This is a genomic window from Pseudomonas sp. NFIX10, assembly GCF_900111955.1.
Lineage (GTDB): Bacteria > Pseudomonadota > Gammaproteobacteria > Pseudomonadales > Pseudomonadaceae > Aquipseudomonas > Aquipseudomonas fluorescens_AA.
In genome coordinates, this window is record NZ_FOKH01000010.1 from 164,473 (window position 1) to 187,779 (window position 23,307).

General features: G+C 62.5%; 21 protein-coding genes. 12 read left to right on the forward strand and 9 right to left on the reverse strand.

The window, feature by feature from the left end:
- Positions 1 to 66 precede the first annotated feature (66 nt).
- Both BM321_RS11900 and BM321_RS11905 read left to right on the forward strand, forming a co-directional pair.
- Entirely contained in the window at positions 67 to 1,260 is a 1,194-nt protein-coding gene (locus BM321_RS11900; RefSeq protein ID WP_092442651.1) for a DUF3142 domain-containing protein, read from the forward strand.
- Positions 1,247 to 3,397, forward strand: coding sequence for a hypothetical protein (locus BM321_RS11905; RefSeq protein ID WP_092442652.1), 2,151 nt, complete (start codon positions 1,247 to 1,249; stop codon positions 3,395 to 3,397). The genes BM321_RS11900 and BM321_RS11905 overlap by 14 nt, the downstream gene beginning before the upstream one ends.
- A 138-nt stretch (positions 3,398 to 3,535) precedes the next feature.
- On the opposite strand, the gene lpdA is transcribed toward BM321_RS11905, so the two are convergent.
- Positions 3,536 to 4,936, reverse strand: coding sequence for a dihydrolipoyl dehydrogenase (lpdA, locus tag BM321_RS11910; RefSeq protein WP_092442653.1), 1,401 nt, complete (start codon positions 4,934 to 4,936; stop codon positions 3,536 to 3,538).
- A 221-nt stretch (positions 4,937 to 5,157) separates the two neighbouring features.
- On the opposite strand from lpdA, the gene BM321_RS11915 reads away from it, so the two are divergent.
- From BM321_RS11915 to cfaB, 5 genes are all read left to right on the forward strand, one after another.
- A complete protein-coding gene (locus BM321_RS11915; RefSeq protein WP_092442654.1) occupies positions 5,158 to 7,119 on the forward strand; it encodes a protease modulator HflK in 1,962 nt (653 codons plus the stop codon).
- Positions 7,116 to 8,156, forward strand: coding sequence for a protease modulator HflC (gene hflC, locus BM321_RS11920; protein ID WP_092442655.1), 1,041 nt, complete (start codon positions 7,116 to 7,118; stop codon positions 8,154 to 8,156). Before BM321_RS11915 ends, hflC begins: the two co-directional genes overlap by 4 nt.
- Positions 8,153 to 9,205: a protease modulator HflK gene (hflK, locus tag BM321_RS11925; RefSeq protein WP_092442656.1), complete on the forward strand. Its 1,053-nt coding sequence runs from the start codon at positions 8,153 to 8,155 to the stop codon at positions 9,203 to 9,205. Before hflC ends, hflK begins: the two co-directional genes overlap by 4 nt.
- A complete protein-coding gene (locus BM321_RS11930; RefSeq protein WP_092442657.1) occupies positions 9,202 to 11,121 on the forward strand; it encodes a heavy metal translocating P-type ATPase in 1,920 nt (639 codons plus the stop codon). The genes hflK and BM321_RS11930 overlap by 4 nt, the downstream gene beginning before the upstream one ends.
- 182 nt (positions 11,122 to 11,303) lie before the next feature.
- On the forward strand, positions 11,304 to 12,491 hold the full coding sequence (cfaB, locus tag BM321_RS11935; protein ID WP_092330891.1) for a C17 cyclopropane fatty acid synthase CfaB: 1,188 nt from the start codon (positions 11,304 to 11,306) through the stop codon (positions 12,489 to 12,491).
- On the opposite strand, the gene cls is transcribed toward cfaB, so the two are convergent.
- Entirely contained in the window at positions 12,488 to 13,927 is a 1,440-nt protein-coding gene (gene cls, locus BM321_RS11940; RefSeq protein WP_092442658.1) for a cardiolipin synthase, read from the reverse strand. The two genes, cfaB and cls, sit on opposite strands and share 4 nt — an antisense overlap.
- 141 nt (positions 13,928 to 14,068) lie before the next feature.
- Between cls and BM321_RS11945 the strand changes: the two genes are divergently transcribed.
- Positions 14,069 to 14,590 carry a DUF3617 domain-containing protein gene (locus BM321_RS11945; RefSeq protein WP_092200314.1) on the forward strand — a complete coding sequence of 174 codons (522 nt, stop codon included), beginning with the start codon at positions 14,069 to 14,071 and terminating at the stop codon, positions 14,588 to 14,590.
- A 122-nt stretch (positions 14,591 to 14,712) separates the two neighbouring features.
- Here the strand turns inward: BM321_RS11945 and BM321_RS11950 are convergent, their stop codons facing one another.
- From BM321_RS11950 to BM321_RS11970, 5 genes are all read right to left on the reverse strand, one after another.
- A complete protein-coding gene (locus BM321_RS11950; protein WP_092442659.1) occupies positions 14,713 to 15,588 on the reverse strand; it encodes a metal ABC transporter substrate-binding protein in 876 nt (291 codons plus the stop codon).
- Between the two features lie 11 nt (positions 15,589 to 15,599).
- Positions 15,600 to 16,466: a metal ABC transporter permease gene (locus BM321_RS11955; RefSeq protein WP_092442676.1), complete on the reverse strand. Its 867-nt coding sequence runs from the start codon at positions 16,464 to 16,466 to the stop codon at positions 15,600 to 15,602.
- Positions 16,466 to 17,134, reverse strand: coding sequence for a metal ABC transporter ATP-binding protein (locus tag BM321_RS11960; RefSeq protein ID WP_092442660.1), 669 nt, complete (start codon positions 17,132 to 17,134; stop codon positions 16,466 to 16,468). The genes BM321_RS11955 and BM321_RS11960 overlap by 1 nt, the downstream gene beginning before the upstream one ends.
- Positions 17,131 to 18,027: a GTP cyclohydrolase FolE2 gene (gene folE2 / locus BM321_RS11965; protein WP_092442661.1), complete on the reverse strand. Its 897-nt coding sequence runs from the start codon at positions 18,025 to 18,027 to the stop codon at positions 17,131 to 17,133. The genes BM321_RS11960 and folE2 overlap by 4 nt, the downstream gene beginning before the upstream one ends.
- Positions 18,028 to 18,142: 115 nt before the next feature.
- On the reverse strand, positions 18,143 to 18,535 hold the full coding sequence (locus BM321_RS11970; protein WP_092330909.1) for a glutamine synthetase: 393 nt from the start codon (positions 18,533 to 18,535) through the stop codon (positions 18,143 to 18,145).
- 143 nt (positions 18,536 to 18,678) lie between these two features.
- Here BM321_RS11970 and zigA point away from each other — a divergent pair, with 143 nt between their 5' ends.
- Both zigA and BM321_RS11980 read left to right on the forward strand, forming a co-directional pair.
- Positions 18,679 to 19,887 carry a zinc metallochaperone GTPase ZigA gene (zigA, locus tag BM321_RS11975; RefSeq protein WP_092442662.1) on the forward strand — a complete coding sequence of 403 codons (1,209 nt, stop codon included), beginning with the start codon at positions 18,679 to 18,681 and terminating at the stop codon, positions 19,885 to 19,887.
- Complete coding sequence (locus BM321_RS11980) at positions 19,887 to 20,537, forward strand: DUF1826 domain-containing protein (RefSeq protein WP_092442663.1); 651 nt, start codon at positions 19,887 to 19,889, stop codon at positions 20,535 to 20,537. The genes zigA and BM321_RS11980 overlap by 1 nt, the downstream gene beginning before the upstream one ends.
- Here the strand turns inward: BM321_RS11980 and BM321_RS11985 are convergent.
- Positions 20,534 to 20,887, reverse strand: coding sequence for a hypothetical protein (locus BM321_RS11985; protein WP_060739960.1), 354 nt, complete (start codon positions 20,885 to 20,887; stop codon positions 20,534 to 20,536). The two genes, BM321_RS11980 and BM321_RS11985, sit on opposite strands and share 4 nt — an antisense overlap.
- Positions 20,888 to 20,914: 27 nt before the next feature.
- On the opposite strand from BM321_RS11985, the gene BM321_RS11990 reads away from it, so the two are divergent.
- Positions 20,915 to 21,880, forward strand: a complete 966-nt coding sequence (locus BM321_RS11990) for a CobW family GTP-binding protein (protein ID WP_092442664.1) — start codon at positions 20,915 to 20,917, stop codon at positions 21,878 to 21,880.
- A 12-nt stretch (positions 21,881 to 21,892) separates the two neighbouring features.
- Here BM321_RS11990 and BM321_RS11995 read toward each other — a convergent pair whose 3' ends face one another.
- Positions 21,893 to 22,315 (reverse strand): DUF3301 domain-containing protein, encoded by a 423-nt coding sequence (locus BM321_RS11995; RefSeq protein WP_092330922.1) that lies wholly within the window; start codon positions 22,313 to 22,315, stop codon positions 21,893 to 21,895.
- A gap of 119 nt (positions 22,316 to 22,434) precedes the next feature.
- On the opposite strand from BM321_RS11995, the gene pdxY reads away from it, so the two are divergent.
- Entirely contained in the window at positions 22,435 to 23,307 is an 873-nt protein-coding gene (gene pdxY / locus BM321_RS12000; RefSeq protein WP_092330925.1) for a pyridoxal kinase PdxY, read from the forward strand.

Below are 23,307 nucleotides of genomic sequence, written 5' to 3' on the forward strand. Positions count from 1 at the left end.
CAAGCTCGCTGCCACAATGACGCGCTCGGCGTTAATCTGCACATCTTTTGCGCGCGGTAAGGCTTCATGACTGTTTTTTTCCGGCTCTCCCTGGCCCTCGCCGTGTTGCTTTTGGCGGGCTGCGAACAACCGCCACTCCCAGCCCTGGATCAACAGTTGTATATCTGGCAGCGCCAATGGACAAAGGCTCATGAGCCGGCGCTGCGCCAAAGCCGGGGCGATTTTTCCACGCTGCGGGTGCTGGCGTTGCAGGCTTTTCCCGGGGCGGGCTGGCGCCGTGCGCGGATCGACCCGGGCCTGCTCAAGGCGGACGGCCGTCCACTGATCGCCGTGATTCGCCTGGACGGCCAGCTCAAGGCCTTGGACCAGGGCGAGGTCATTGCGCAAATCCAGCAAGTGCTGGGCGATTGGCAAGCCCAAGGCCTGACCCCGGTGGGCGTTGAGATCGACCACGATGCTGGCAATGCACGGCTGCCGGCGTATGGAAACTTCCTCGGCCAACTGCGGCACAGCCTGCCGGCCAACCTGCGGCTCAGCATCACGGCACTACCGGCCTGGCTCGACAGCCCCGCATTGCCGGGATTGTTGGACGTGGTGGACAGCAGCGTGCTGCAGGTCCACGCGGTGAGCGATCCACGGCAAGGGCTGTTCGATCCTAAACAGGCCCGGCACTGGGCACAACGCTGGAGCGAGGTCACCACGCGGCCGTTTTATCTGGCCCTGCCAGCCTACGGCGTGGCGCTGTTGACCCAGGAGAGCGGCGTGCCGGTGGTGGAGAGCGAAGTGCCGATCGATCGCGGCGGCGAGCGTCGGGAGTTGCTGGCCGATCCGCAACAAGTGGCCGGGCTTGCGGCGGATTTGCGGGCTGATCCGCCGAAACATCTCGCGGGGCTGATCTGGTTTCGCCTGCCGCTGGCCGGCGACCGGCGAGCGTGGAGCCTGACCACGCTCGGTGCCGTCGCCCGGGGCGATCACCTGGACAGTCGCCTGGCATTGCAGTGGGAGGAGCAGGGCGGTTTGTACGATATCCGCCTGGTCAACCAGGGCAATCTCGACCGCCCCTGGCCCCAGCGCCTGACATTGGCGGTCGGGGCGTGTGACGGCGTCGATGCCTTGGCCGGTTACACGTTGCAACAAACTCCCGGACTGCTTACCTTCACCCGCATTCAGGAAGGCCGCTTGGCGGCTGGTAGCCAACGAGCAATCGGTTGGGCGCACTGTACGAAAATCGACCAAGGAGGTTTCAATGTTTACCCGTAAGTGGCCTCGTCACCTGCTGTGCCTGAGCCTGTGCCTGCCGCTGGGCCCGGCGTTGGCCTGCGGGCCGGATTTCCCGATGCGCCTGCTGGATAACCGCGCCCAGACCCTGGCGGAGTTGCCCGAAGGCAGCTTTCGCTTCGAGGTCAGCCGCCTCGGCCAGGCGATTGCCGGGCTCAAGCCGGCCACCGAGGCGACGCGCAACCCGGACTACAACTATGACGACCTGCCTTCCTACGTTGAACAACGCAACCAGGCCGAGCAGATTGGCCTGACCCCGCCGCAACAAGCGGTGGTGGAGCGCCTGCGGGCGCTGACCGATATCGACCAGGTGGCGGCCGAGGCGGCCAACCTGCCCGATGAGCTGCGCCTGTATGCGCTCGGCGCGACGGCTTTTAACGTCGGTGAGCATCAGCGCGCCGTGGAAGCGTTCCAGCAATTGCTGGCGTTACCGGCCGACCAGCGACGGTTGCGCAGCACCTGGGCTGCGTATTCCCTTGGGCGGGCATTGTTTGCCGTGAGCACCGAGGCGGGCAGCGGCGACCCTGTGGCCTTGCAGGATCAGGCGCGAGCGGCGTTTCGCCAGGCCCGGGAAATGAGCATCGCCGGCTTCAGCGATCCGCTGGAACTGGGCATCGCCAGTCTTGGCGAAGAAGCCCGGGTGGCCTACACCGCCGACGACTGGGAGAGCGCCATCGGCTTGTACGCGATCCAGAACCTGCAAGGGTCCCCGGTCGGTTACAGCTCGTTGCTGCAATTGGCACAAGGTCTGAGCGTCGAGTCGGATGAACGCTTGGGCGAGCTGCTCAAGACCAAAGCGGTGCAGCGACTGGTCACCGCCTACCTGCTCAGCCGCGTTGGCTGGTGGGACGATGAAGAACCTTCGGGTGAGAAAAGGTTGGTCAAACTGTTGCAGACCAACGCCCGGGACAACCTGGACGATGCTGACCGTTTGGCGGCGGTGAGTTACCAGCACGGCGATTACGCCAACGCCCAGGCGTTTGTGCAAAAGGCTCCCGACACAGGCCTGGCCTGGTGGGTGCGCGCCAAGTTGGCCTTGCGCGACGGCGACAAGGTGGCCGCGGCGGCGGCCTATGCCAAGGCTGCCCAGGCGTTTCCGAACGATGAATCCTGGGGCAGCCGGCGCACACCGGATTGGAATTACGAGTCGGTGCAACCCAAGTGCCGGGTCGAAGGGGAAAGCGCGATCCTGGCCTTGCAGCGCGGTGATTACCTGCAAGCCTTCGATCAGCTCTATCGCGGCCAGAGCAACTATTGGTATGACGCTGCCGCCGTCGCCGAGCGGGTGCTCACAGTGGATGAGCTCAAGCAGTACGTCGACGCTCAAGTCCCGGCGCCACCGGCGTTGAGCCAAGAGGACCGGGACAACTACGTGCCGCTGCCGGTGGCCGCGAGCTTGCGCAATCTGCTGGGCAGGCGTTTGCTGAGGGAAGGGCGCTTTGATGAGGCGCCGGCTTATTTCGATAACCCGGACCTGCAGAACAAGGCCCGTGCCTATGGGCAGTTGCGTCAGGACGCCGAGTCCAAGTGGTGGCCAACCCGGCGGGCCGAGGCGTATTTCCAAGCGTCGTGGATGGCGCGCAAATGGGGTATGGAACTGCTCGGCTATGAGATGGCGCCGGATTACGCCAGCCTGGGCGGCAATTACAGCCTGGAACCGGTCGAGTTGAACGTCGGGCCACTGGTGGCCGAAGGTGAAGTGCAACGCCAGCAGGCCAGCGTCGCGCAGCCGGATGTGCGTTATCACTATCGGTTTGTCGCCACGGCGCTGGCGAGCCAGGCGGCGGATTACCTGCCCCATACCAGCCAGGCGTTTGCGGCGGTGCTGTGCAAGGCGGTGGGGTACAACTCCAGCCTTGAAGAGCAAAGCGCGTTGTACCAGCGCTATGTGAAGGAAGGCCCGTACGTGGCTTGGGCTGAGGATTTTGGTCATCAATGCCAGGAGCCGGACTTCGGCAAGGCGAACAAACGCTACGTGACCCAGGCCCTGGACCCGATCCGCTCGGCGCTGCGGCCTTACAAGGCTGGGCTGGAAGTGGGCGGGGTCGTGCTGGTGGTGGCGGTGGGGTTGGGGTTGATCAGTCGTCGGCGGCGCAAGGCCCGGATATCAGCCTCCTGAGGTGAAGCACCCATTGTGGGCGCGAGCTTGCTCGCGATAGCGGCATTGCAGGCACTACAAGTGCCTATGGTGACCGCATCGCGAGCAAGCTCGCTCCCACAGGGCCGGGTGTTATCGCCCGTGGATCGAGTGTTGTTCCTACATCTGCGTCGCCATTCCCTCCACATTCATGGCCGCCTGGCGCAACGCCTCTGAACGGGTAGGGTGCGGGTGGCAGATCAGGGCGATGTCCTCGGCCGAGGCGCTGAACTCCATGGCCACGCAGTACTCCCCGATCATCTCACTGACGCTCGGCCCCACCAGGTGCACGCCAAGGATTTCATCGGTGCGCTCATCGGCCAGGACCTTGGCAAACCCTTCGGTCTCGTGGTTGATCTTGGCCCGGCTGTTGGCCGTGAATGGAAACTTGCCGACCTTGTAGGCGCGGCCTTCGGCCTTGAGCTGCTCCTCGGTCTGGCCGACGCTGGCCAGTTCCGGACGGGTGTAGATGACGCTGGGGATCAGCGCATAGTTGACCTCGGCGGCCTTGCCGGCGATCTGTTCGATGCAGGCCATGGCTTCGTCTTCGGCCTTGTGGGCCAGCATCGGTCCGGCCGTCACGTCGCCGATCACCCAGACGCCGGGTGCTTCGGTGCGGTGATGCTGGTTGGCGAGCATGCCGCGTTTATCGGTGCTCAACCCGACGCTCTCCAGCCCCAGCCCTTGTGTGTAGGGCCGCCGACCGATGGCGACCAGCACGTAATCGGCGTCCAGGGCCTGTGCTTCGCCGCCCGCCGCCGGTTCGACCTGCAATTGCACACCGCTGGCCGAGGTCGTGGCACCGGTGACCTTCGAACTCAACTTGAACTGGATACCTTGTTTAGCCAAGGCCCGTTGCAAGGTCTTGCCGGCCTCGCCGTCCACGCCCGGGCAGATGCGATCGAGGTATTCCACCACGGTCACCTGGGCGCCCAGGCGCCGCCAGACCGAGCCCAGCTCGAGGCCGATGACGCCCGCGCCGATCACCACCAGATGCCGGGGCACCTCACCCAGGGACAAGGCGCCGGTGGAGTCGAGGATGCGCTGGTTGTCGATGGTCACGCCTGGCAGCGGCATGGGTTCCGAGCCGGTGGCGATGACGATGTCCTTGGCGGTGAGTTCGGTCTTGCTGCCATCGGCACCAGTGACGGTCACCTTGCCCGGCCCGTCGATGTGGCCCCAGCCTTTGATCCAGTCGACCTTGTTCTTGCGAAACAGAAACTCGATGCCCTTGGTCAGGCCCGTCACGCTTTCGTCTTTCTGCTTCATCATTTGCGCAAGATTGAGGGTAGGGCTGACTTCAATGCCCAAGTTGGCGAACTCCGTGCCCGTGGCCGCTTCGTACAGTTCCGAAGCGTGCAGCAAGGCCTTGGAGGGCATGCAGCCGACGTTCAGGCAGGTGCCGCCCAGGGTGGCTCGACCTTCGACACAGGCGGCCTTCAACCCTAACTGCCCGGCCCGAATCGCCGCGTTATACCCACCGGGCCCACCGCCCAGAATGACCACGTCGTAGTTGCTCATCGCTATTCTCCCGCTTGGTCTGATAAAAAATTATGGTCGTAATATGAGCGTTTCCAGAGATTCCGGTCAAGGCTTAAGTCAAGAGGTCGGCGTGGGCCTTGTCATGAAGAATTCAAAACGGAAATTTCACAGTAATCGTTATAAGGTAACGGCCTATAACGAAGCGGCGGTGGCGTCTGCCCACAGGCCCGGATTTTGATCGCCACGAAAGCTGGGGTGGTATGCAAGTCGATCTAGATATCGAGGGGGCACAGGTGGCCGAATGGCCGCGTTTCCAGCGCGCGTCGTTTCAAGGGCGCCGCTTGAAGCTGATCGCCTGCGCCTTGGGAAGCGTGGCGGGATTGGGTCTGGTCCTGGCGTTTTTTATCGGCGTGTTTTCGCCGCAATCGCTGTGGCCAGTCTTGCTGGTCAGCCAAAGCGCGGGACTGGTGGTGCTGGTGGCGGGCTTGCAATCCGCTTGGTGGGTGACGCAATGGCGCAGCAGAGCGTTGTTGCCCGCTGTGGATAACCTGCCGACGGAAAACGAGCCTGTTGATAACTTGGGTTGGTATGAGCGGCTGCTGGACCGCATCGGTGCCGGTTCGGTCGGCCTGCTCAGGCAGATCGGTGCGCCTGCGTTGTGGCTGGGCGGTTGGGCCGTGCTGGTATTGCTGGGCCTGGAGCACGCCTGGGACTTGCAATTGCCGGCTGCCGCCCTTGGTACTTCGGCCAGTGTGGGGGCGGTGTTGTCGTTGTTGTTGGCGTTCGGGTTATTGGTGTTCGAGCGGCAATTGGCCCAGCAGCCCCCCGTGGAATGGCCAGAAGCGTCAGCGCTGGCGCAACTGACCCGGGTGGCGATCATCGTGCTGGTGCTTGGCGCCTTGTGCTTGCTGTTCGCTGCAGAAACGTCCATCTGGCCGGTGCGCCTGGCGGTGCTGATGGGGCTGTTGCCGGGGCTGGTGGCGGCGGAGTTGTTGCTGCGCGCGGTGCTATCGTTGTTCATCCCGCGCCGGGACGCCCTGGAGCCGACGCTGCTGGGCCGCAGTGTCATCGCCGACCTGCTGCGCTGGCCGCCACAACCGTTGCTGGCCTTGCAGCATGAACTGCATAACCGTTTTGGCATCGACCTGCGCCAGATCTGGGCCTTCAGCTACATGCGTCGGGCTTTTTTGCCGGTGTTGGCGTCAGTGGCGCTGGTGGGCTGGTTGTTGACTGGCGTGCACGAAGTGCCGCTGCAGGGGCGCGGCATCTATGAGCGCTTCGGTAAACCGGTAGAGGTGTTCGGTCCCGGCTTGCATGTCGCGTTGCCTTGGCCGTGGGGCAGGGTGCTCAGCGTCGAGAATGGCGTTGTGCATGAACTGGCGACCAGCGTCGCGCCGAGTCGTACAGAGGTCGAAGCTGAACCGGCGGAGGGACCGGCACCGGCCATTGCCAATCGGTTGTGGGACGCCAGTCATGTGAACGACAAATCCCAGGTCATTGCCAGCCGTCGTGTCGACCAGCAGAGTTTCCAGATCGTCAACATGGATGTGCGCTTTGTCTATCGCATCGGCCTGACGGATGCCGCGGCGCTGGCGGCGACTTACAACAGCGCCGATGTGCCGACGCTGATCCGCAGCACCGCCAGCCGCATCCTGGTGCATGAGTTTGCTTCGCGTACGTTGGATGGTTTGTTGGGCGCCGACCGCGTGAGCCTGGCCGACGAAATCGGGCGCGCTGTCCAGGCTGATCTGCAATCCCTCGACAGCGGTGTGGAAATCCTGGCGACGGTGGTGGAGGCGATTCATCCGCCGGCCGGAGCGGCCAATGCTTACCACGGCGTGCAGGCCGCGCAGATCGGCGCCCAGGCATTGATCGCCCGGGAGCGTGGCGCGGCGGCGGAACAGACCAACCAGGCGCAATTGCAAGCCAGCATCGCCCATGACCGGGCCAGTGCCACTGCGCGGGAAATCAACGCGACCGCCCAGGCTGCCGATTTGCGTTTCAACGCCGACCGCAAAGCCTACGCCACGGCGGGGCACGCTTTTGTGCTGGAACATTATTTGAGCCAACTGAGCCAGGGCCTCGGCAATGCCCAGTTGCTGATTCTCGATCATCGCCTGGGCGGTAGCAGCAACGCGCCGACCATCGACTTGCGAACCTTCACGCTGCCGGCCGACCCCGCGTCGCCGCGTAACCCTGTCCCGCCAGGAGCTGCCCATTGAGCCAGTCCTCTTCACACGGTCACCACGACCACGCCGGTCACGATCACGGCCATGCCGGTCATCACCATGGTCATCATCACCACCATCACGGCGACCCGGAGCAAGCCGGTCCGTTTCCTTGGCGGCGGATGGGCTGGGCGGTGTTGTTGGTGGCATTTGCCGTCGCGGCCGCGAGCCTGGTGCAAGTGCGGTCGGGGGAGGCCACGGTCATTACCCGTTTCGGCAACCCGGCCCGGGTGCTGCTGCAACCTGGCCTGGGGTGGCGCTGGCCGGCGCCGTTCGAGGCGGCGATCCCGGTGGACCTGCGATTGCGCACCACGTCCAGCGGCCTGCAGGATGTCGGTACCCGCGATGGACTGCGGATCATTGTCCAGGCCTACGTGGCCTGGCAGGTCCAGGGTGACCCGGACAACGTGCAGCGTTTCATGCGCGCGGTGCAGAACCAACCGGACGAAGCTGCGCGGCAGATCCGCACATTTGTCGGCTCCGCGCTGGAAACCACGGCCGCCAGTTTTGACCTGGCGAACCTGGTCAACACCGATGCCAGCCAAGTGCGTATCGCCGATTTCGAAGCGCAGTTGCGTCAGCAGATCGATCAACAGTTGCTCACCACTTACGGTGTGCGAGTGTTGCAAGTCGGTATCGAACGCCTGACGTTGCCCTCGGTAACATTGACTGCAACGGTAGACCGCATGCGGGCCGAGCGCGAAACCATCGCCACCGAACGCACCGCCATCGGCAAGCGCGAAGCGGCGCAGATTCGCTCCGCCGCAGAACGTGATGCGCGAGTCTTGCAAGCCGATGCCACGGTGAAAGCCGCGGATATCGAAGCGCAGTCGCGAGTAGAAGCGGCTGAGATCTATGGTCGGGCATACGCCGGCTCCCCTCAGCTCTACAATCTGCTCCGTTCGTTGGACACCTTGGGCACCATCGTCAGCCCAGGCACCAAGCTGATTTTGCGTACCGATGCCGCACCATTCCGTGTCCTGGTGGACGGTCCTGCTTCCATGGACGGCAAAGGTGGAACACAACCATGAGTTTGGTTCCACGTGGAACAAATGCGTTATCCAGTCCGTGGATCCAGGCCGGGCGTTTGGCGTTTCTGGCGCTTTACGCCGTCACCGTGTTGGCGGCGTTGGCCTGGGTCTTTTCCAACGTGCGCCAGATCGACCCGCAGAATCGTGCGGTGGTGCTGCACTTCGGCGCCTTGGATCGTATCCAGAATGCCGGCCTCTTGCTGGCCTGGCCGCGTCCCGTGGAACAAGTGATCCTGCTGCCAGCAGCGGATCGGGTGCTCGAGCGGCGGGTGGAAAATCTGCTGCGCTCGGACGCGGCCTTGCAGGCTGATCGTGTGGCCAGTTTCGCCACGCCGGTCAGCGATGCGTTGGCCGGCTCCGGTTATTTATTGACCGGTGATGCCGGCGTGGTGCAACTGGATGTGCGGGTGTTCTATAAGGTCACTGATCCTTACGCTTACGTCTTGCAAGGTGAACATGTCCTGCCGGCACTGGACCGACTGGCGACCCGCAGTGCCGTGGCCCTGACCGCGGCCCGGGACCTGGACACCATTCTGGTGGCTCGTCCCGAACTGATGGGCAGTGACAACCAGGCTGCCGAGCGCCGCGAACGCTTGCGAGGCGATCTGGTTCAGGGGCTTAACCGACGCCTGGCTGACCTGGCGGCGACGGGGCAGGGGTTGGGCATCGAAGTGGTGCGGGTCGACGTGCAATCGAGTCTGCCCGGGCCGGCGGTGAGTGCTTTCAACGCGGTACTGACCGCCAGCCAGCAGGCCGACAAAGCCGTGGCCAACGCCCGGACTGAAGCGGAAAAACTCACCCAGGTCGCCCGTCAGGACGCTGACCGTGCCGTGCAAGTCGCCCATGCCCAGGCCAGCGAGCGGCTCGCCAAGGCTTCGGCCGATACGGCCACGGTGCTCGGGCTGGCGAAGACCCAAGGCAGCGATCCGCAAATGCTGCTGCGCCTGTATCGCGAACGCATGCCCGCCATCCTTCGCCAGGCCAGTTCAGTGACCACGGTCGACCCGAAAGACGATTCTCGCCTGATCATCCAGGGAGCCGGACAATGACCGCTCGAACGCCTGCTGTACCGATGTTGTCCTCGGCGGAGCAACGCATCGCCGCCCGGCAACTGACCTTGGCGATGCTCGCTCTCGGCTTGCTCGCATTGGGCCTGGCATGGCGCGGTTGGTCGCCGGAGCAGAGCGGCGTCAGCCAACTGCTGTTGGGGTTCGCCTCGCTGTTGGTGGCGGTGCCGGTGATGCGTTCGGCCTGGTACAGCTTGCGGTACCCGAGCCTGCACGGAATCACTGACCAACTGATCGCCCTGGCGATGCTCGGCGCCTGGGCCACCGGCGATCTGCTGACGGCGGCGTTACTGCCGATCATCATGATTTTCGGCCATGTGCTGGAAGAGCGCAGTGTCATCGGTTCCCAAGAGGCGATCCATGCCCTTGGCCAACTGACCCGCAGCCAAGGTCGCAAGGTACAGGCCGACGGCTCGATCATCGACGTCGACAACGCGACGCTCCAGGCCGGCGATGTCGTGGAGGTGCGCGCCGGTGACCGAGTGCCGGCCGATGGTCGGGTGTTGTCTGGCCAGGCCAGCCTCGATACCGCGCCCATCACCGGTGAGTCGGTGCCGCTGGAGGCGGTGGTTGGCACGGAAGTCTTCGGTGGTGCGATCAACCTCGATGGCCTGCTGCGCCTGGAAGTGACCCGTACCGGCGAAGCGTCCACCTTGGGCAAAGTCATCGCCCTGATGCAAAACGCCGAACGCTCCAAGCCACCCATTACCCGTTTGCTGGAACGCTACGCCGGCAGTTACCTGGTATTGGTGTTGTTGCTGGCGGCAGTGACCTGGTTCGTGACCAACGATGCCCAGGCGATGTTGGCGGTATTGGTGGCGGCGTGTCCCTGCGCGTTGGTGCTGTCGGCACCGGCCACCGCCATTGCCGGGATCGCGGTGGCGGCGCGCCACGGGATCCTGATTCGCAGCTCGGCCTTCCTGGAAGAACTGGCGGACCTGACCTCGCTGGTTGTCGACAAGACGGGCACCTTGACCTATGGCGTGCTGCGCCTGCAATCCATCGAGCCTGCCCAGGATGCTCAAGCATCGTTGTTGCTGCCGCTGGCGGCCAGCCTCGGTTCGGCCAGCAGTCATCCGGTCAGTCGTGCCTTGGCGGGGCTGGTGGAACAGGACAACTGCCTGCCCCTGACGGACATTCGTGAGCGCCAGGGGTTGGGTGTGGTCGCGATGACGACTCAGGGCGAAGCGGCGCTCGGTCGGCCAGAGTTGTTTGCCCAGCTGGGCATTCACACCCCTGCGGTTCCTGAGCACGACGGGCCGATTGCCGGTCTGGCGCTGGATGGGCAGTTCCTCGCCTGGCTGCTGTTGGCCGACAGCGTCAAGCCGGAGGCACGGGTGGCCATGGCCGAACTGCGCGAGTTGGGTCTGGGCCGTCAGTTGCTGTTGACCGGCGACCGCCAAAGCGTGGCCACGGTCCTGGCCCGGGATGTCGGCATCGGCGATGTGCAAGCCCAGGCCTTGCCGGAAGACAAACTCAAGCGGGTCATGGCTGAAATCGACCATGGGTTCCGCCCGATGGTGGTGGGCGATGGCATCAACGATTCCCTGGCGCTCAAGGCCGGTGTGGTGGGTGTCGCCATGGGAGCCGGCGGTGCAGACATCGCCCTGGCGTCGGCGGACATCGTGCTGATCGGCAGCGACCTGCGGCGCCTTGGCACCTGCGTGCGACTGAGTCGCCAGTGTCGGCGCACGTTGCAGGTCAACGTGATCATTGGCCTGGGCTGGACGCTGGCCATCGTTGCCTTTGCCGCCTTCGGCTGGCTGGGCGCGGCGGGGGCGATGATCGCGGCGCTGCTGCACAATCTCAGTACCCTGCTAGTGTTAGGTAATGCCGGGCGCTTGCTGCGGTTCCAGGAGCCACTGCTCAAGATCCAAGCGAAGGGCACCGTTGAGTAGGGTCAGCGAACTGCGTGCTGTACTTGCAGTCTGCTATTGGAGAGGGCGTGCCAGCGCAGGAGTTACCCGCCACAGGAGTGATTTGGGACAGCGATAGAAAAAGGCTATAAATTCGATAGCCTGCTATTTTTCTAGCATGGTCTACCCTCATTTCAGACGTCTGAAACAAAGGGGGATTTTCCATGCTCGCGCAACTTCCACCGGCCTTACAGAATCTGCATCTACCGCTTCGGCTGCGGCTCTGGGATGGCCATGAATTTTCACTGGGGGACGACCCCAGCGTCACGATTGTGGTCAAGGACCCACAAATGGTCGCGCAATTCACCCACCCAAGCCTGGACGCGTTGGGGGCGGCGTTTGTCGAAGGCAAACTTGAGCTCGAAGGCCCGATCCACGAAGTCATTCGGGTCTGCGATGAATTAAGCCAGGCTTTGGTCGAGGACGATCCCGACAACCAGCCGGTGCGCTCGGTCCACGACAAGGAAACCGACGCCAAGGCGATCTCCTACCACTACGATCTTTCCAACGCGTTTTATCAGCTATGGCTCGACAGCGACATGGCCTATTCCTGTGCCTATTTCGAGACAGGCAGCGAAACCCTCGAGCAGGCCCAGCAAGCCAAGTTCCGCCACCTGTGTCGCAAGCTGCGACTGCAACCGGGTGACTACCTGCTGGATGTCGGTTGCGGATGGGGCGGCCTGGCGCGTTATGCCGCGCGGGAGTTTGGCGCCAAGGTCTTCGGCATTACCCTGAGCAAGGCGCAGCTGACGCTGGCCCGGGAACGGGTCAAGGCCGAAGGCCTGGAAGATCAGGTCGAGTTGCAACTGCTGGATTACCGCGACCTGCCCCAGGACGGACGCTTCGACAAAGTGGTCAGCGTGGGTATGTTCGAGCATGTCGGCCACGCCAACCTTGCGCAGTACTGCAAGACGCTGTTCGGCGCTGTGCGCGAGGGTGGGCTGGTGATGAACCATGGCATCACTGCCAAGCACACCGACGGGCGTCCGGTCGGTCGCGGCGCGGGCGAGTTCATTGAGAAATACGTATTTCCCAATGGCGAGCTGCCGCACCTGTCGATGATTTCCGCGCAGATCAGTGAAGCGGGACTGGAGATCGTCGATGTGGAAAGCTTGCGCATGCACTATGCACGCACGCTCGATCACTGGAGTGAACGCCTGGAGGACAACCTCGAGGCCGCGTCGAAGGAAGTGTCGGAGCAGGCACTGCGGATCTGGCGTCTATACCTGGCCGGCTGCGCCTACGCGTTCGCCAAGGGTTGGATCAACCTGCACCAGATCCTGGCGGTGAAGGCCCATGCCGACGGTAGCCATGAGCTGCCATGGACCCGCGACGACATCTACACCCCTTAGAGAATCGGGGAAATAAGCCGGGCGATCCGCATGCCGACCTTCTGCAGGCGGTGGGTCTCCCGGCTTTCCTGTTTGTCGATTTCCTGGGCCTTGGCGAAGTCCTCTTCGAGCATTCGCTCGACCTCGGTGGCGAACGGGATATCCACGGTGAGCAGCATGACTTCGAAGTTCAAGCGGAACGAACGGTTGTCCAGGTTCGCACTGCCAATGGCGCTGATTTCCCGGTCGATCAACACCACTTTCTGATGCAGGAAGCCCGGTCCGTAACGGAACATCCGCACACCGGCCCGTACCGCTTCAAACGCGTACAGGCTGGACGCTGCGTAGACGATCTTGTGGTCGGGCCGCGAGGGCAGCAGGATGCGCACATCCACGCCGCGCAGTACCGCCAGGCGCAAGGCTGCGAATACCGCTTCGTCGGGGATGAAGTAGGGCGTGGTGATCCAGACGCGTTCGCTGGCGGCGTGAATGGCCTCGACGAAAAACAGCGAGCAGGTTTCATAGGCGTCGGCCGGGCCGCTGGCCAGCAACTGGCAAAGCACGCCGTCGTCCGGGTAGCTGTCCGGCAGGATCAGCGGGGGCAGGGAACGGGCCGCCCAGAACCAGTCTTCGGCGAACGACTCTTGCATACTCGCCACCACCGGCCCGCACACTTGCACATGGGTGTCGCGCCACGGCGCCAAGGGTGGTTTATCGCCCATGTATTCATCACCGACGTTGTGCCCGCCGACGAACCCTTGCACGCCGTCCACCACCACGATCTTGCGATGGTTGCGAAAGTTGACCTGGAATCGGTTGAGCCAGCCGCTGCGGGTGGCGAACGCTTTTACGTGGACGCCACCGTCGCGCAAGGCTTGCACGTAGCGGTGGGGCAGGGAGTGGCTGCCAATGCGGTCATAGAGCAGGTACACGGCCACGCCTTCGGCGGCTTTCTTCAAGAGCAACGTGTGCAAGCGTTGGCCGAGGCGGTCGTCATGGACGATGAAGAACTGGATCAGCACGGCCTCTCGTGCTTGCTCGATGGCCTGGAAAATCGCCTCGAACGTGGCGTGGCCGTTGACCAGCAAACGCACCTGATTATTGGCCAGGCACGGTGTGCGCCCCAGTTTCGGCATGGCCCGTAACGAGGCGTAGGCCTGGGAGGCGCGAGCGGTCAGGGCTTCTTCGACCCAGGGACGCCAATTCAATTCGGAGATTGCCTTGCGCATTTCTTCGTTGGCTTGCCGGCGCGCCTTGATGTAACCGTCGAACGTGCTGCGGCCGAACACCAGATAAGGAATCAACGTCAGGTAGGGAATGAAGGTCAGCGACAAGGCCCAGGCAATCGAGCCCTGGGCTGTGCGCACCGTCAGCACGGCGTGGACGGCGGCAATGGAACCCAGGGTGTGGAGCAGCGCGATCAGGTAACCGAAAACATGCGGGCCGAAATAATCCATGGGGCAGCCTTGCTCCTGAAGTTTCAATGCTTAACAGACCATGTTCCGTGGCGAATGTCGCTATTTAATTCACCGGTTCAGGCCCTGAACCGAAGCCCCTGGCCGGCGTCTAACGGCCACTTGTCCTCTGGAGTTCGTGTAATGAATGTTCGTCTGCTGGGTGTGGCCTTGGCGATGGGTTTGTCGGTTCCGATGGCGGCTCAGGCGCAGATGCTCCAGCCGGGTTTGTGGGAATTGACCACCAGCAATATGAAGGTCGATAACCAGAACCTGCCGGACCTGCAACTGATCCTCGGCCAGCTGCAAACCCAGATGACCCCGGAGCAACGGGCGATGCTGGAAAAGCAGGGGATTACCATGGGGGGTAAAGGCATTCGCGTGTGCCTGACTCCGGCGCAGGTGCAAACCAATGACATTCCGCTGCAAGACCCGCAGTCGGGTTGCAAGCAGCAGATCACCGAGCGCACCGGCAATCAGTGGAAGTTTCGCTTCAGTTGCCCGAAAGCACAGGGTGCTGGGGTCGCGACATTCCAGAGTGATCGTGAATTCACCACCAAGGTCAACGGCACGTTCAATGCCACCGGCATCCAGCAGAACGGTAGCCTCGACACTCGCGCGGTATGGCTGGGGCAGGATTGCGGGACGGTCAAGCCGAGGGCTTGAAGCTCATTTGAAGTAATCGCTTGGTGAGCCTGTGGGAGCCGAGCTTGCTCGCGGTGCAGACAATTCGGTGAGTCGCCAAGGGCATCAGTTCATCGCGGGCAAGCCTTGCTCCCACACATGCTCTAAGGCCGACTCAGCGCTTCGTACAACGTATTGAGGTTGTATTCGAACAGGCCGGTGAACGTGCTGGCCGGTCCGCTGGCGGCGAGTGCATCGGAGTACAGCGTGCCGCCGATGTGAGCGCCGCTCTCGTCGGCGATTTGCTTGAGCAGGCGTGCGTCCTTGATGTTTTCCATGAACACCGCTTTGACTTTCGCCTGACGGATCTGGGTAATCAGCGCCGTGACTTCTGCCGCCGACGGTTCACGTTCGGTGGATAACCCCTGGGGCGCCATGAACTCGATGCCATAGGCCTGGCCCAGGTAACCAAATGCATCATGGGACGTCACGATCTTGCGATTACCGGCAGGCAATGCGCCGAGCTTGGCCTTGGCTTCGGCGAGTAGGGCGTAGATTTTCTTCAGGTACGCCTGGCTCTTGCGTTCGTAGTCGGCCTTGTTGGCCGGGTCGGCAGCTTCCAGTGCCTTGGTGATGTTGCGGACATACAGCTCGGCGTTCGCCAGGTTGTGCCATGCGTGCGGGTCAGGGATGGTCTCGCCGTCCTCATCCAGTGACCGCGGGATGACGCCACGGCTGGCGCTGATCACCGGGGCGCTGGTTTCGGTGCTGGTCACCAGGCGGTCCAGCCACGGCTCGAAGCCCAAGCCATTCTTGATGATCAGTTTTGCCCTGAGCAACGCCTGGGCGTCGTCTGGGGTGGGTTCGTAGGTGTGAGCATCGGCGTCCGGCCCGACCATGTTGGTGACTTGAATATGCTCACCACCGACCTGTCGGGTCATGTCGGCGAGGATGCTGAAGCTGGTCACTACCTGAAGTTTTTCGGCCGCGGACAGGGACATGGACAGCATCAGACTGATTAGCACGAGCAGTACGCGCATCGGGAAACACCTCATTGGGATGTGAGCAAGGGCGGGCGGCGCAGCAAACCGTGCACCGGCCCGAATACCACCGACAGCAGATACGACACGCCCGCCACCAGAACGATGGACGGTCCGCTGGGCAGTGAGTAATAGAACGACAACAGCAGGCCAAGCCAGACCGAGAGGCAACCGAGCAGCGCGGCGATCAGCATCAGCAGCGGCAGGCGACGGCTCCAGAATCGTGACGCGGCGGCCGGCAGCATCATCAGGCCGACGACCATCAACGCGCCGATGGCCTGGAAACCGATCACCAGGTTCAGCACCACCAGGGTCAGGAACACGCCGTGGGCCAACGGGCCGAGACGACTGACGGTTTTCAGGAACAGTGGGTCGAGGGTATCGAGCAGCAGCGGTCGATAAATCAACGCCATCGCCACCAGGCTGACGCCGCAAACCCACAGCATGCCGTTGAGTGTGGGGCCGTCCACCGCCAAGGCCGAGCCAAACAGCAGGTGCAGCAAGTCCAGGCGTTTGCCGGCCATGCCGAGGATTAACACCCCGGCCGCCAGGGAAATGGGATAAATCGCCGCGAGGCTGGCGTCCTCTCGTAGGCCCGTGCGCCGGGTAACCCAGGCGGCGAGCCCGGCCATGCTCAAGCCCGCCCCCAGGCCGCCCAGGGTCAAGGCCGGCAGGCTCAGCCCGGCGAACCAGAAGCCGAGGGCGGCGCCAGGCAGGATGCCGTGTGCCACGGCGTCACCGATCAGGCTCATGCGCCGGAGGATCAGGAACACACCCAACGGCGCCGTGCTGCACGCTAACACCAGGCCACCCAGCAGGGCCCGACGCATGAAGACAAACTCTTGGAAGGGTTGCCAGAAATGCGTGGCCGCGAGCATCAGGCCACCCACGCATGGGGTTGTTGGGCGATCAAATCGATACTGCGGCCCAGCACGCAGCCGGTGTTCTTGATCAGCAGCGTGTGGGGGACGTGTTGGCGTACCGCTGCCAGGTCATGACACACCACCACGAGGGTCCTGCCCGCCGCGTGCCAGCGATGAATGTGTTTCCACAATAGCGCCTGGCCTTGTTCGTCGAGGGCGGCGTGGGGTTCGTCGAGCAACAGCAACGGCGCTTCGGCCAGGCTCAGGCGAGCGAGCAGGGCGCGTTGCAGCTCGCCTCCCGACAGCGCCATTAACGGACGCTGCTCAAGGCCGCTCAGGGCCCAATCGTCCAGTACGGTCTGCAACAACTGTCTACGCATGGCTGGCGTGTGGCGATTGCCCCAAGCGCCGGCGGCCACCAGGTCTTGCAAGTCGATGGGGAATTGTCGATCCAGATGTTGCTGCTGGGGCATGAATGAAACGCCACCACGCCGTGGAACATTCAAGGTGACTTTACCGGCTAACGGCTTTTGCAGCCCCGCGAGCACTTTCAACAGGCTGCTCTTGCCGGAGCCGTTGGCACCGATGATGGCGGTGAGGCTGCCTGCCGGTCGCGCCATGGTGAGGGGCGGCGTGAGGGGCTGTCCGGGTGCACCCCAGCGCAATGCTTGGCAATCGATCATGAGGGCTCCCGGGTCCAGCGGCTTTGCGCCACGGCGTCATGGGCATGAAGGCTTTCGGCGTGGACGACGCGCACATCCAGGGCGGTGATCTCCGATGAGCAAGCCAGGGCCGTGCTCAATCGCCGCGCGGCGTCTTCGCAGAACATCAGGTTTTGGCCGTTGGCCAGGGCGAAGGCTTGTTCATCGGCGCGTTTCACGGCGGTCTGCACGGCGGTGCCGAGGGCTGCTTCGGCTTGGTTGATGAACGACTGCAGCGGCAATTCATCGACAGCGGCGTCCAGACGTAGCGTCAAGGTCGCCGTGCTGCGCTGGCTATGGGGGGTGGCGACAATGCCGTTCGATGAGCCCAACCATGCAAGAATTTCGGCATGCTCAAGTCTCTTGTTAGCAAAGTCGTCGACAAATTGCTGTTGAATCAACTGCCGGGCAAGGGCTGCCGAACAAGGGCAAGTCGAGGAATAGGGGACCTGAATTTTCAGTTCCACGTGGAACATTGTGTTTTTCAACTGAGCTTCGATGCTCACCGGATAGCCTTTCCAGCCTGCCAACGGACTGATCAGCGCTGGACGTTTGAGCAGCAGATCGGTGTGCACGCTGAGCGAAGCCGCACGGGATAAGCCTTCATGGCTATCAAGAAACTGCTCCAGGATTCGGCGCAATAGCGCGGGCGAAAGGGGCGTCTCTTCCAGCAACCCCAGCGCCAGGTATAAGCGCGACATATGGATGCCGCGCGCCTCGCTGTCATCGAGGCTGACACCGGCGTCGACCGTTGCGCTGAGGCGCTGGCCATCAATCAACACCGGCGTTGCGATGCCACACATGCCTACCCAATCAAGGGGCAGGGTTTGACGTGAAACCTGCGCAGCCACATCGGGCAGCGTTAACGCATTCATGGTCGAGGCCCATCGAAGGTTAAAATTAGATGTTATAGTATAACAGTTAATTTTAAGAAGCCTTTTCCATGAAAGGAGTTTCATCTCTCCGAATGTTCAGGTTCCACGTGAAACATTAACGTGATGAATCCTGGCACCCGTTCATGCGACCGCATGTAAATGCGCCGGTGCTACCGCCCGAGCTGGAAAAACGATTGAGGGTTGTCCAGCCCACACGCCGGCTGTATCCAACCCAACTTTCTCCATCCGACGCCAGTCCGGTAAAGAACGTGAGCTGACCGTAACGGCTGTTCGTTTGCGCCCAATAGCGGCGACTTGCGGCTTCAAAACCGCGCAAATAAAGCGTGTTTCCAACCGTCGCCACGCTATAGGCATTGCCTTGCATGTCCACGCACGCCAGCAAATTCGCGCTACGGGTGCAGTTGGCCAAGAGTGGACTCTGGGCCGTCGCGCTTAACGCCCACAGCAACAATGGGCCCGCGAAAACAAATTTCAGAGGATTGCGCATGAGTGGATCTCAGACCAATGAGGAGCGGTGGGGCTGGTTGAACTGCATTGTTATACTATAACATAAACAGACCAAGCCATGAACCCAGCCGAACCCTGGAAACGAGCCGTCATCGAAGCGGCCGCCCGATGAGGATATACCTGATGCCCAATCGTCTTCCCGTCACCGTGCTTTCCGGATTCCTCGGTGCCGGTAAAAGCACACTGCTCAATCACGTCCTGCGTAATCGCGACAACCTGCGGGTTGCTGTGATCGTCAACGATATGAGCGAGATCAATATCGATGGCAGCGAAGTCCAGCGAGATGTCTCCCTGAGTCGTTCCGAAGAGAAACTGGTGGAAATGAGCAACGGCTGTATCTGCTGCACGTTGCGTGAGGACTTGCTCGAAGAAGTCGGGCAACTCGCCAGGGAAGGGCGTTTCGACTACTTGCTGATCGAGTCCACCGGTATTTCCGAACCGCTGCCAGTGGCGGAAACCTTCACATTTCGTGATGAAGAGGGCCGGAGCCTGGCCGATGTGGCACGACTCGACACCCTGGTCACGGTGGTCGATGGGGTGAATTTCCTGCTGGATTATCAGTCCGCCGAAAGCCTGGCGTCACGGGGCGAAACCCTGGGTGAGGAGGATGAGCGCTCGATCACCGATCTGCTGGTCGAACAAATCGAGTTTGCCGACGTGATTCTGATCAGCAAGATCGACCTGATCAGCCAGCATGAGCGGGAAGAGTTGACCGCGATTCTGCAGCGTCTCAACGCCCAGGCGCAGATCATCCCCATGGTCATGGGGCAGGTGCCACTGGGCAGAATCCTCGACACAGGCCTTTTCGACTTCGAACGCGCCGCCCAGGCACCTGGCTGGCTACAGGAACTACGGGGTGAGCATGTGCCAGAAACCGAGGAATATGGCATCGCCTCGACCGCTTATCGGGCTCGCCGACCGTTCCATCCCCAGCGGTTCTTCAACTTCATCGACCGGCCGTGGCCCAATGGCAAACTCCTGCGCTCCAAGGGATTCTTCTGGCTGGCCAGCAAGCCTGAGGAGGCGGGCAGTTGGTCTCAGGCTGGTGGCTTGATGCGGCATGGCTTCGCCGGGCGCTGGTGGCGGTTCGTGCCGAAAAACCAATGGCCGCAGGATGAAGACAGCACTGCGGCGATCATGAAGAACTGGCTGGCTGCCACAGGCGATTGCCGTCAGGAACTGGTCTTCATTGGTCAGGACATTGATTTTGGCCAACTCGCCGCTGAACTGGACGCTTGCCTGCTCACCGATGCGGAAATGGCCCTCGGGGTCGAAAATTGGCGCTTGTTGCCGGATCCGTTCGGGCCGTGGCATGAAGAGGTTGCAGCGTGATGCTGGCGCCCAGTCCGAAACGAGCGAAACAGGTACGACAGGTCCAAGGTGATACGCCAGGGGTATTCACGCAGATCCTGGATGACGACACCAACCTGGCGGTCTGGCAGCGTCAGCTTCCCGCGCATATCAGCGATTTTGCGGCCATGGTGTTGGCGATGGACCCGCCGCTGGCTGAATCATGGGTGCTCGACTTGCCAGAGGAAGACACCCAGCCAGCGCTGCACGGTCTGGCCGCGGGTTTCAGCGACCTGCAGGGCTATGAAGGCTTTATCGCCGATGTTTCCTGGCTGGTCTGTGCGTTTGCCTGCCTGTTGGGCGCGCAACGTGTCGGTCTGCGTCTGCGCACGCTGGACAAGGCCATGTGCCCGCGCTTCCACGTTGACCACGTACCGGTACGGCTGTTGACCACCTATGCGGGCGTCGGCAGCCAGTGGCTCAAGGAAGAGGCCATGGACCGCCGGCACCTGGCACGGCCTGAGGCAGAGCCGGTTGATTCGCGCGTGATCCAGCAGTTTGGTTGCGGTGATGTCGGCTTGCTTAAAGGCGAGAAATGGCACGGTAATGAGGGGTTTGGCCTGATCCATCGTTCGCCTGCGCCTGCGCCGGGAGAGCGTCGCCTGATGCTTACGCTGGATTGGCTGGCTTAAGGCTTGAGCCAGGTGCCTTGGCTTTGTCCTTCGCAAAATGGCTGCAGGTACGCGGCATCGGTCGCCACGCCGTAATAGTGAATATCCTGGCGGTAAGGCATATTGGCGACCTGGGCGTTGCTGCAAACGCCGAACGCGCCACCAGGGCATTGATCGACGTATTGCACCTCGACCTTCTGGCCGGCAAGGTTTGGCTGGCAGAAGCCATCGGCAAACAGCTTCTGCGGAATGCTGCGGTTCTGTTGGCAGACTTTCACATCGAGTCGCTCCGCCTGGCTGTGAACCACGCAGGCCTGGGCCAGCGCCTGGTCCGACGTCAGTGCCAGCAACAACCAGCCGATCAATCGCATATTCACCTCCATCGAAAGCCGTCGATTATGTTGCAGCACATTCCCACCCATGTCATCGCCGGCCCTTTGGGCGCCGGCAAGACCAGCCTGATCAGGCATCTGCTGGCCCAGCGACCGGCCAATGAGCGCTGGGCGGTGCTGATCAACGAGTTCGGCCAGATCGGCCTGGATGCCGCGCTGTTGACCCAGGCTGGCGATGGTATCGCACTGGGCGAAGTGGCCGGCGGCTGCTTGTGCTGCGTCAATGGCGCGCCGTTTCAGATCGGTCTTGGACGTTTGCTGCGCAAGGCCCGGCCGGATCGGCTGTTCATCGAACCCTCGGGCCTTGGGCATCCGGCACAGTTGATGCGGCAACTGAGTCAAGCGCCCTGGCTCGGCGTGCTCGCGGTACAACCCTGTGTGCTGGTGTTGGATGCCCGGGCGATGGCGGACGGCAAACCCTTGCCCGAAGCGCAGCGACAAACCCTGGCGGATGCCGGACTGCTGGTGCTGAACAAATCCGAGAGCCTCACGCAAGCCGATCGCGAACGGGTGACGGCGCAACTGTCAGGGTCTGCGTTGTACTGGACGCAACACGCGGCATTACCGATCGATCGATTGCCAGGCCTTGCGGCTCAGGGCAGCGGGGCCGTGGATAACGTGAACCTGCCCAAGAGTCTGGGGCAGATTCCGGCGATCTGGACCGACCCGACGCAACCCATCTGCCTGTATCAGCAGCAGGACGGAGGCTGGAGTATCGGCTGGCGCTGGCACCCAAGCCAACGATTCGACGCGGCGGCGCTGACGCGATGGCTACAAGACCTGGGCTGGAAACGGGCGAAGATGGTTATCCACAGCCGCGACGGTTGGGTTTCAGCCAATGCGTTGGAGGGGGCGGCGCTGGGCTGGCAAGCCAGCGAGTGGCGCCAGGATTCTCGGGTCGAGCTGATTTTCGATCAACCGCAAGACGTCGATCGCCTGAAAACCGGTCTGGTGAGTTGTCGATGTTCCTGAATCAGCCTTGTTTCAAGGCTTCCACTTGTTGTGTTCCTGGCGCCACTGGCTCAATTCGATGACTTCAGCCCTGGGCCTGGTCTGGACCGGTTCGATGGGCGCTGGCGGTGTTTCTTCGAAGGGCATCGGGTAGGGTGCCAGCTCGATGTGCGCGCTGTGGGCACCAAATTGGGTGATGGTGCCCGAGTGGCGGCTTTCGCCAGTGACGGTGAACTCGAAGTTGTAGACGCGAGCCAGGCGTCGTCGACCGTTGGCGTCCTTCACGAAGCCGATTCTTTTCAGGGCCACGTTGCCGTCCAGCAGCTCGATCTTGAGGTTGGCGCAATGCTGCATGACCCTCGCCAACGCCCGTTCGCGCAAGCCATGGTTGTGCCACAGCCAGGCGCCGCCGGTAGCCAGCAGCATCAGCACGAAGATGTTTCCAAGGGTCAGCATGAACGAAGTGCTCCAACAAGTTGCTGTCAGCTTAACTGTCTCGCCGGTCTGTCGTACAGGCTGCGTTTAGTCGCATACTGCGCGGCTTGAATTTCAATCGTTTTACGGAAACTTCCTGCATGAAACGTACGCCTCATCTGCTTGCCATTCAGTCCCACGTGGTGTTCGGTCACGCTGGCAATAGCGCCGCAGTGTTTCCGATGCAGCGGGTCGGCGTGAACGTCTGGCCGCTCAATACCGTGCAGTTTTCCAATCACACCCAGTACGGCCAATGGGCCGGTGAGGTGCTGGCGCCAGAGCAGATACCGGCATTGGTAGAAGGCATTGCCGCTATCGGTGAGCTGGGACATTGCGATGCGGTGTTGTCCGGTTACCTGGGCAGCGCGGCTCAGGGGCGGGCGATTCTGACGGGCGTGGCGCGGATCAAGGCCGCCAATCCCAAGGCGCTGTACCTGTGCGACCCGGTCATGGGGCACCCTGAGAAGGGCTGCATCGTGGCGCCCGAGGTGAGCGAATTTCTCCTGGAAGAAGCCGCTGCCGTGGCGGACCTCATGTGCCCGAACCAACTGGAGCTGGACAGTTTTTCGGGGCGCAAGGCGCAGTCGTTGCTGGACTGCCTGGCCATGGCCCGCGCGTTGCTGGCCCGTGGCCCGAAGGCGGTGCTGGTCAAGCACCTGGCCTACCCCGGCAAACCCGATGACAGTTTCGAAATGCTGCTGGTGACCGCCGATGACAGCTGGCACCTGCGTCGTCCACTGTTGGCTTTCCCGCGCCAGCCGGTGGGCGTGGGCGACCTGACGTCGGGCTTGTTCCTGGCGCGGATTCTGCTGGGGGACAGTTTGGTCGCGGCGTTCGAATTCACCGCCGCGGCGGTGCACGAAGTGCTGCTGGAGACCCAGGCCTGCACCAGCTATGAGCTGGAACTGGTCCGCGCCCAGGACCGGATCGCCCATCCACGGGTGCGGTTCGAGGCTGTGCCAATCAGCCTCTGA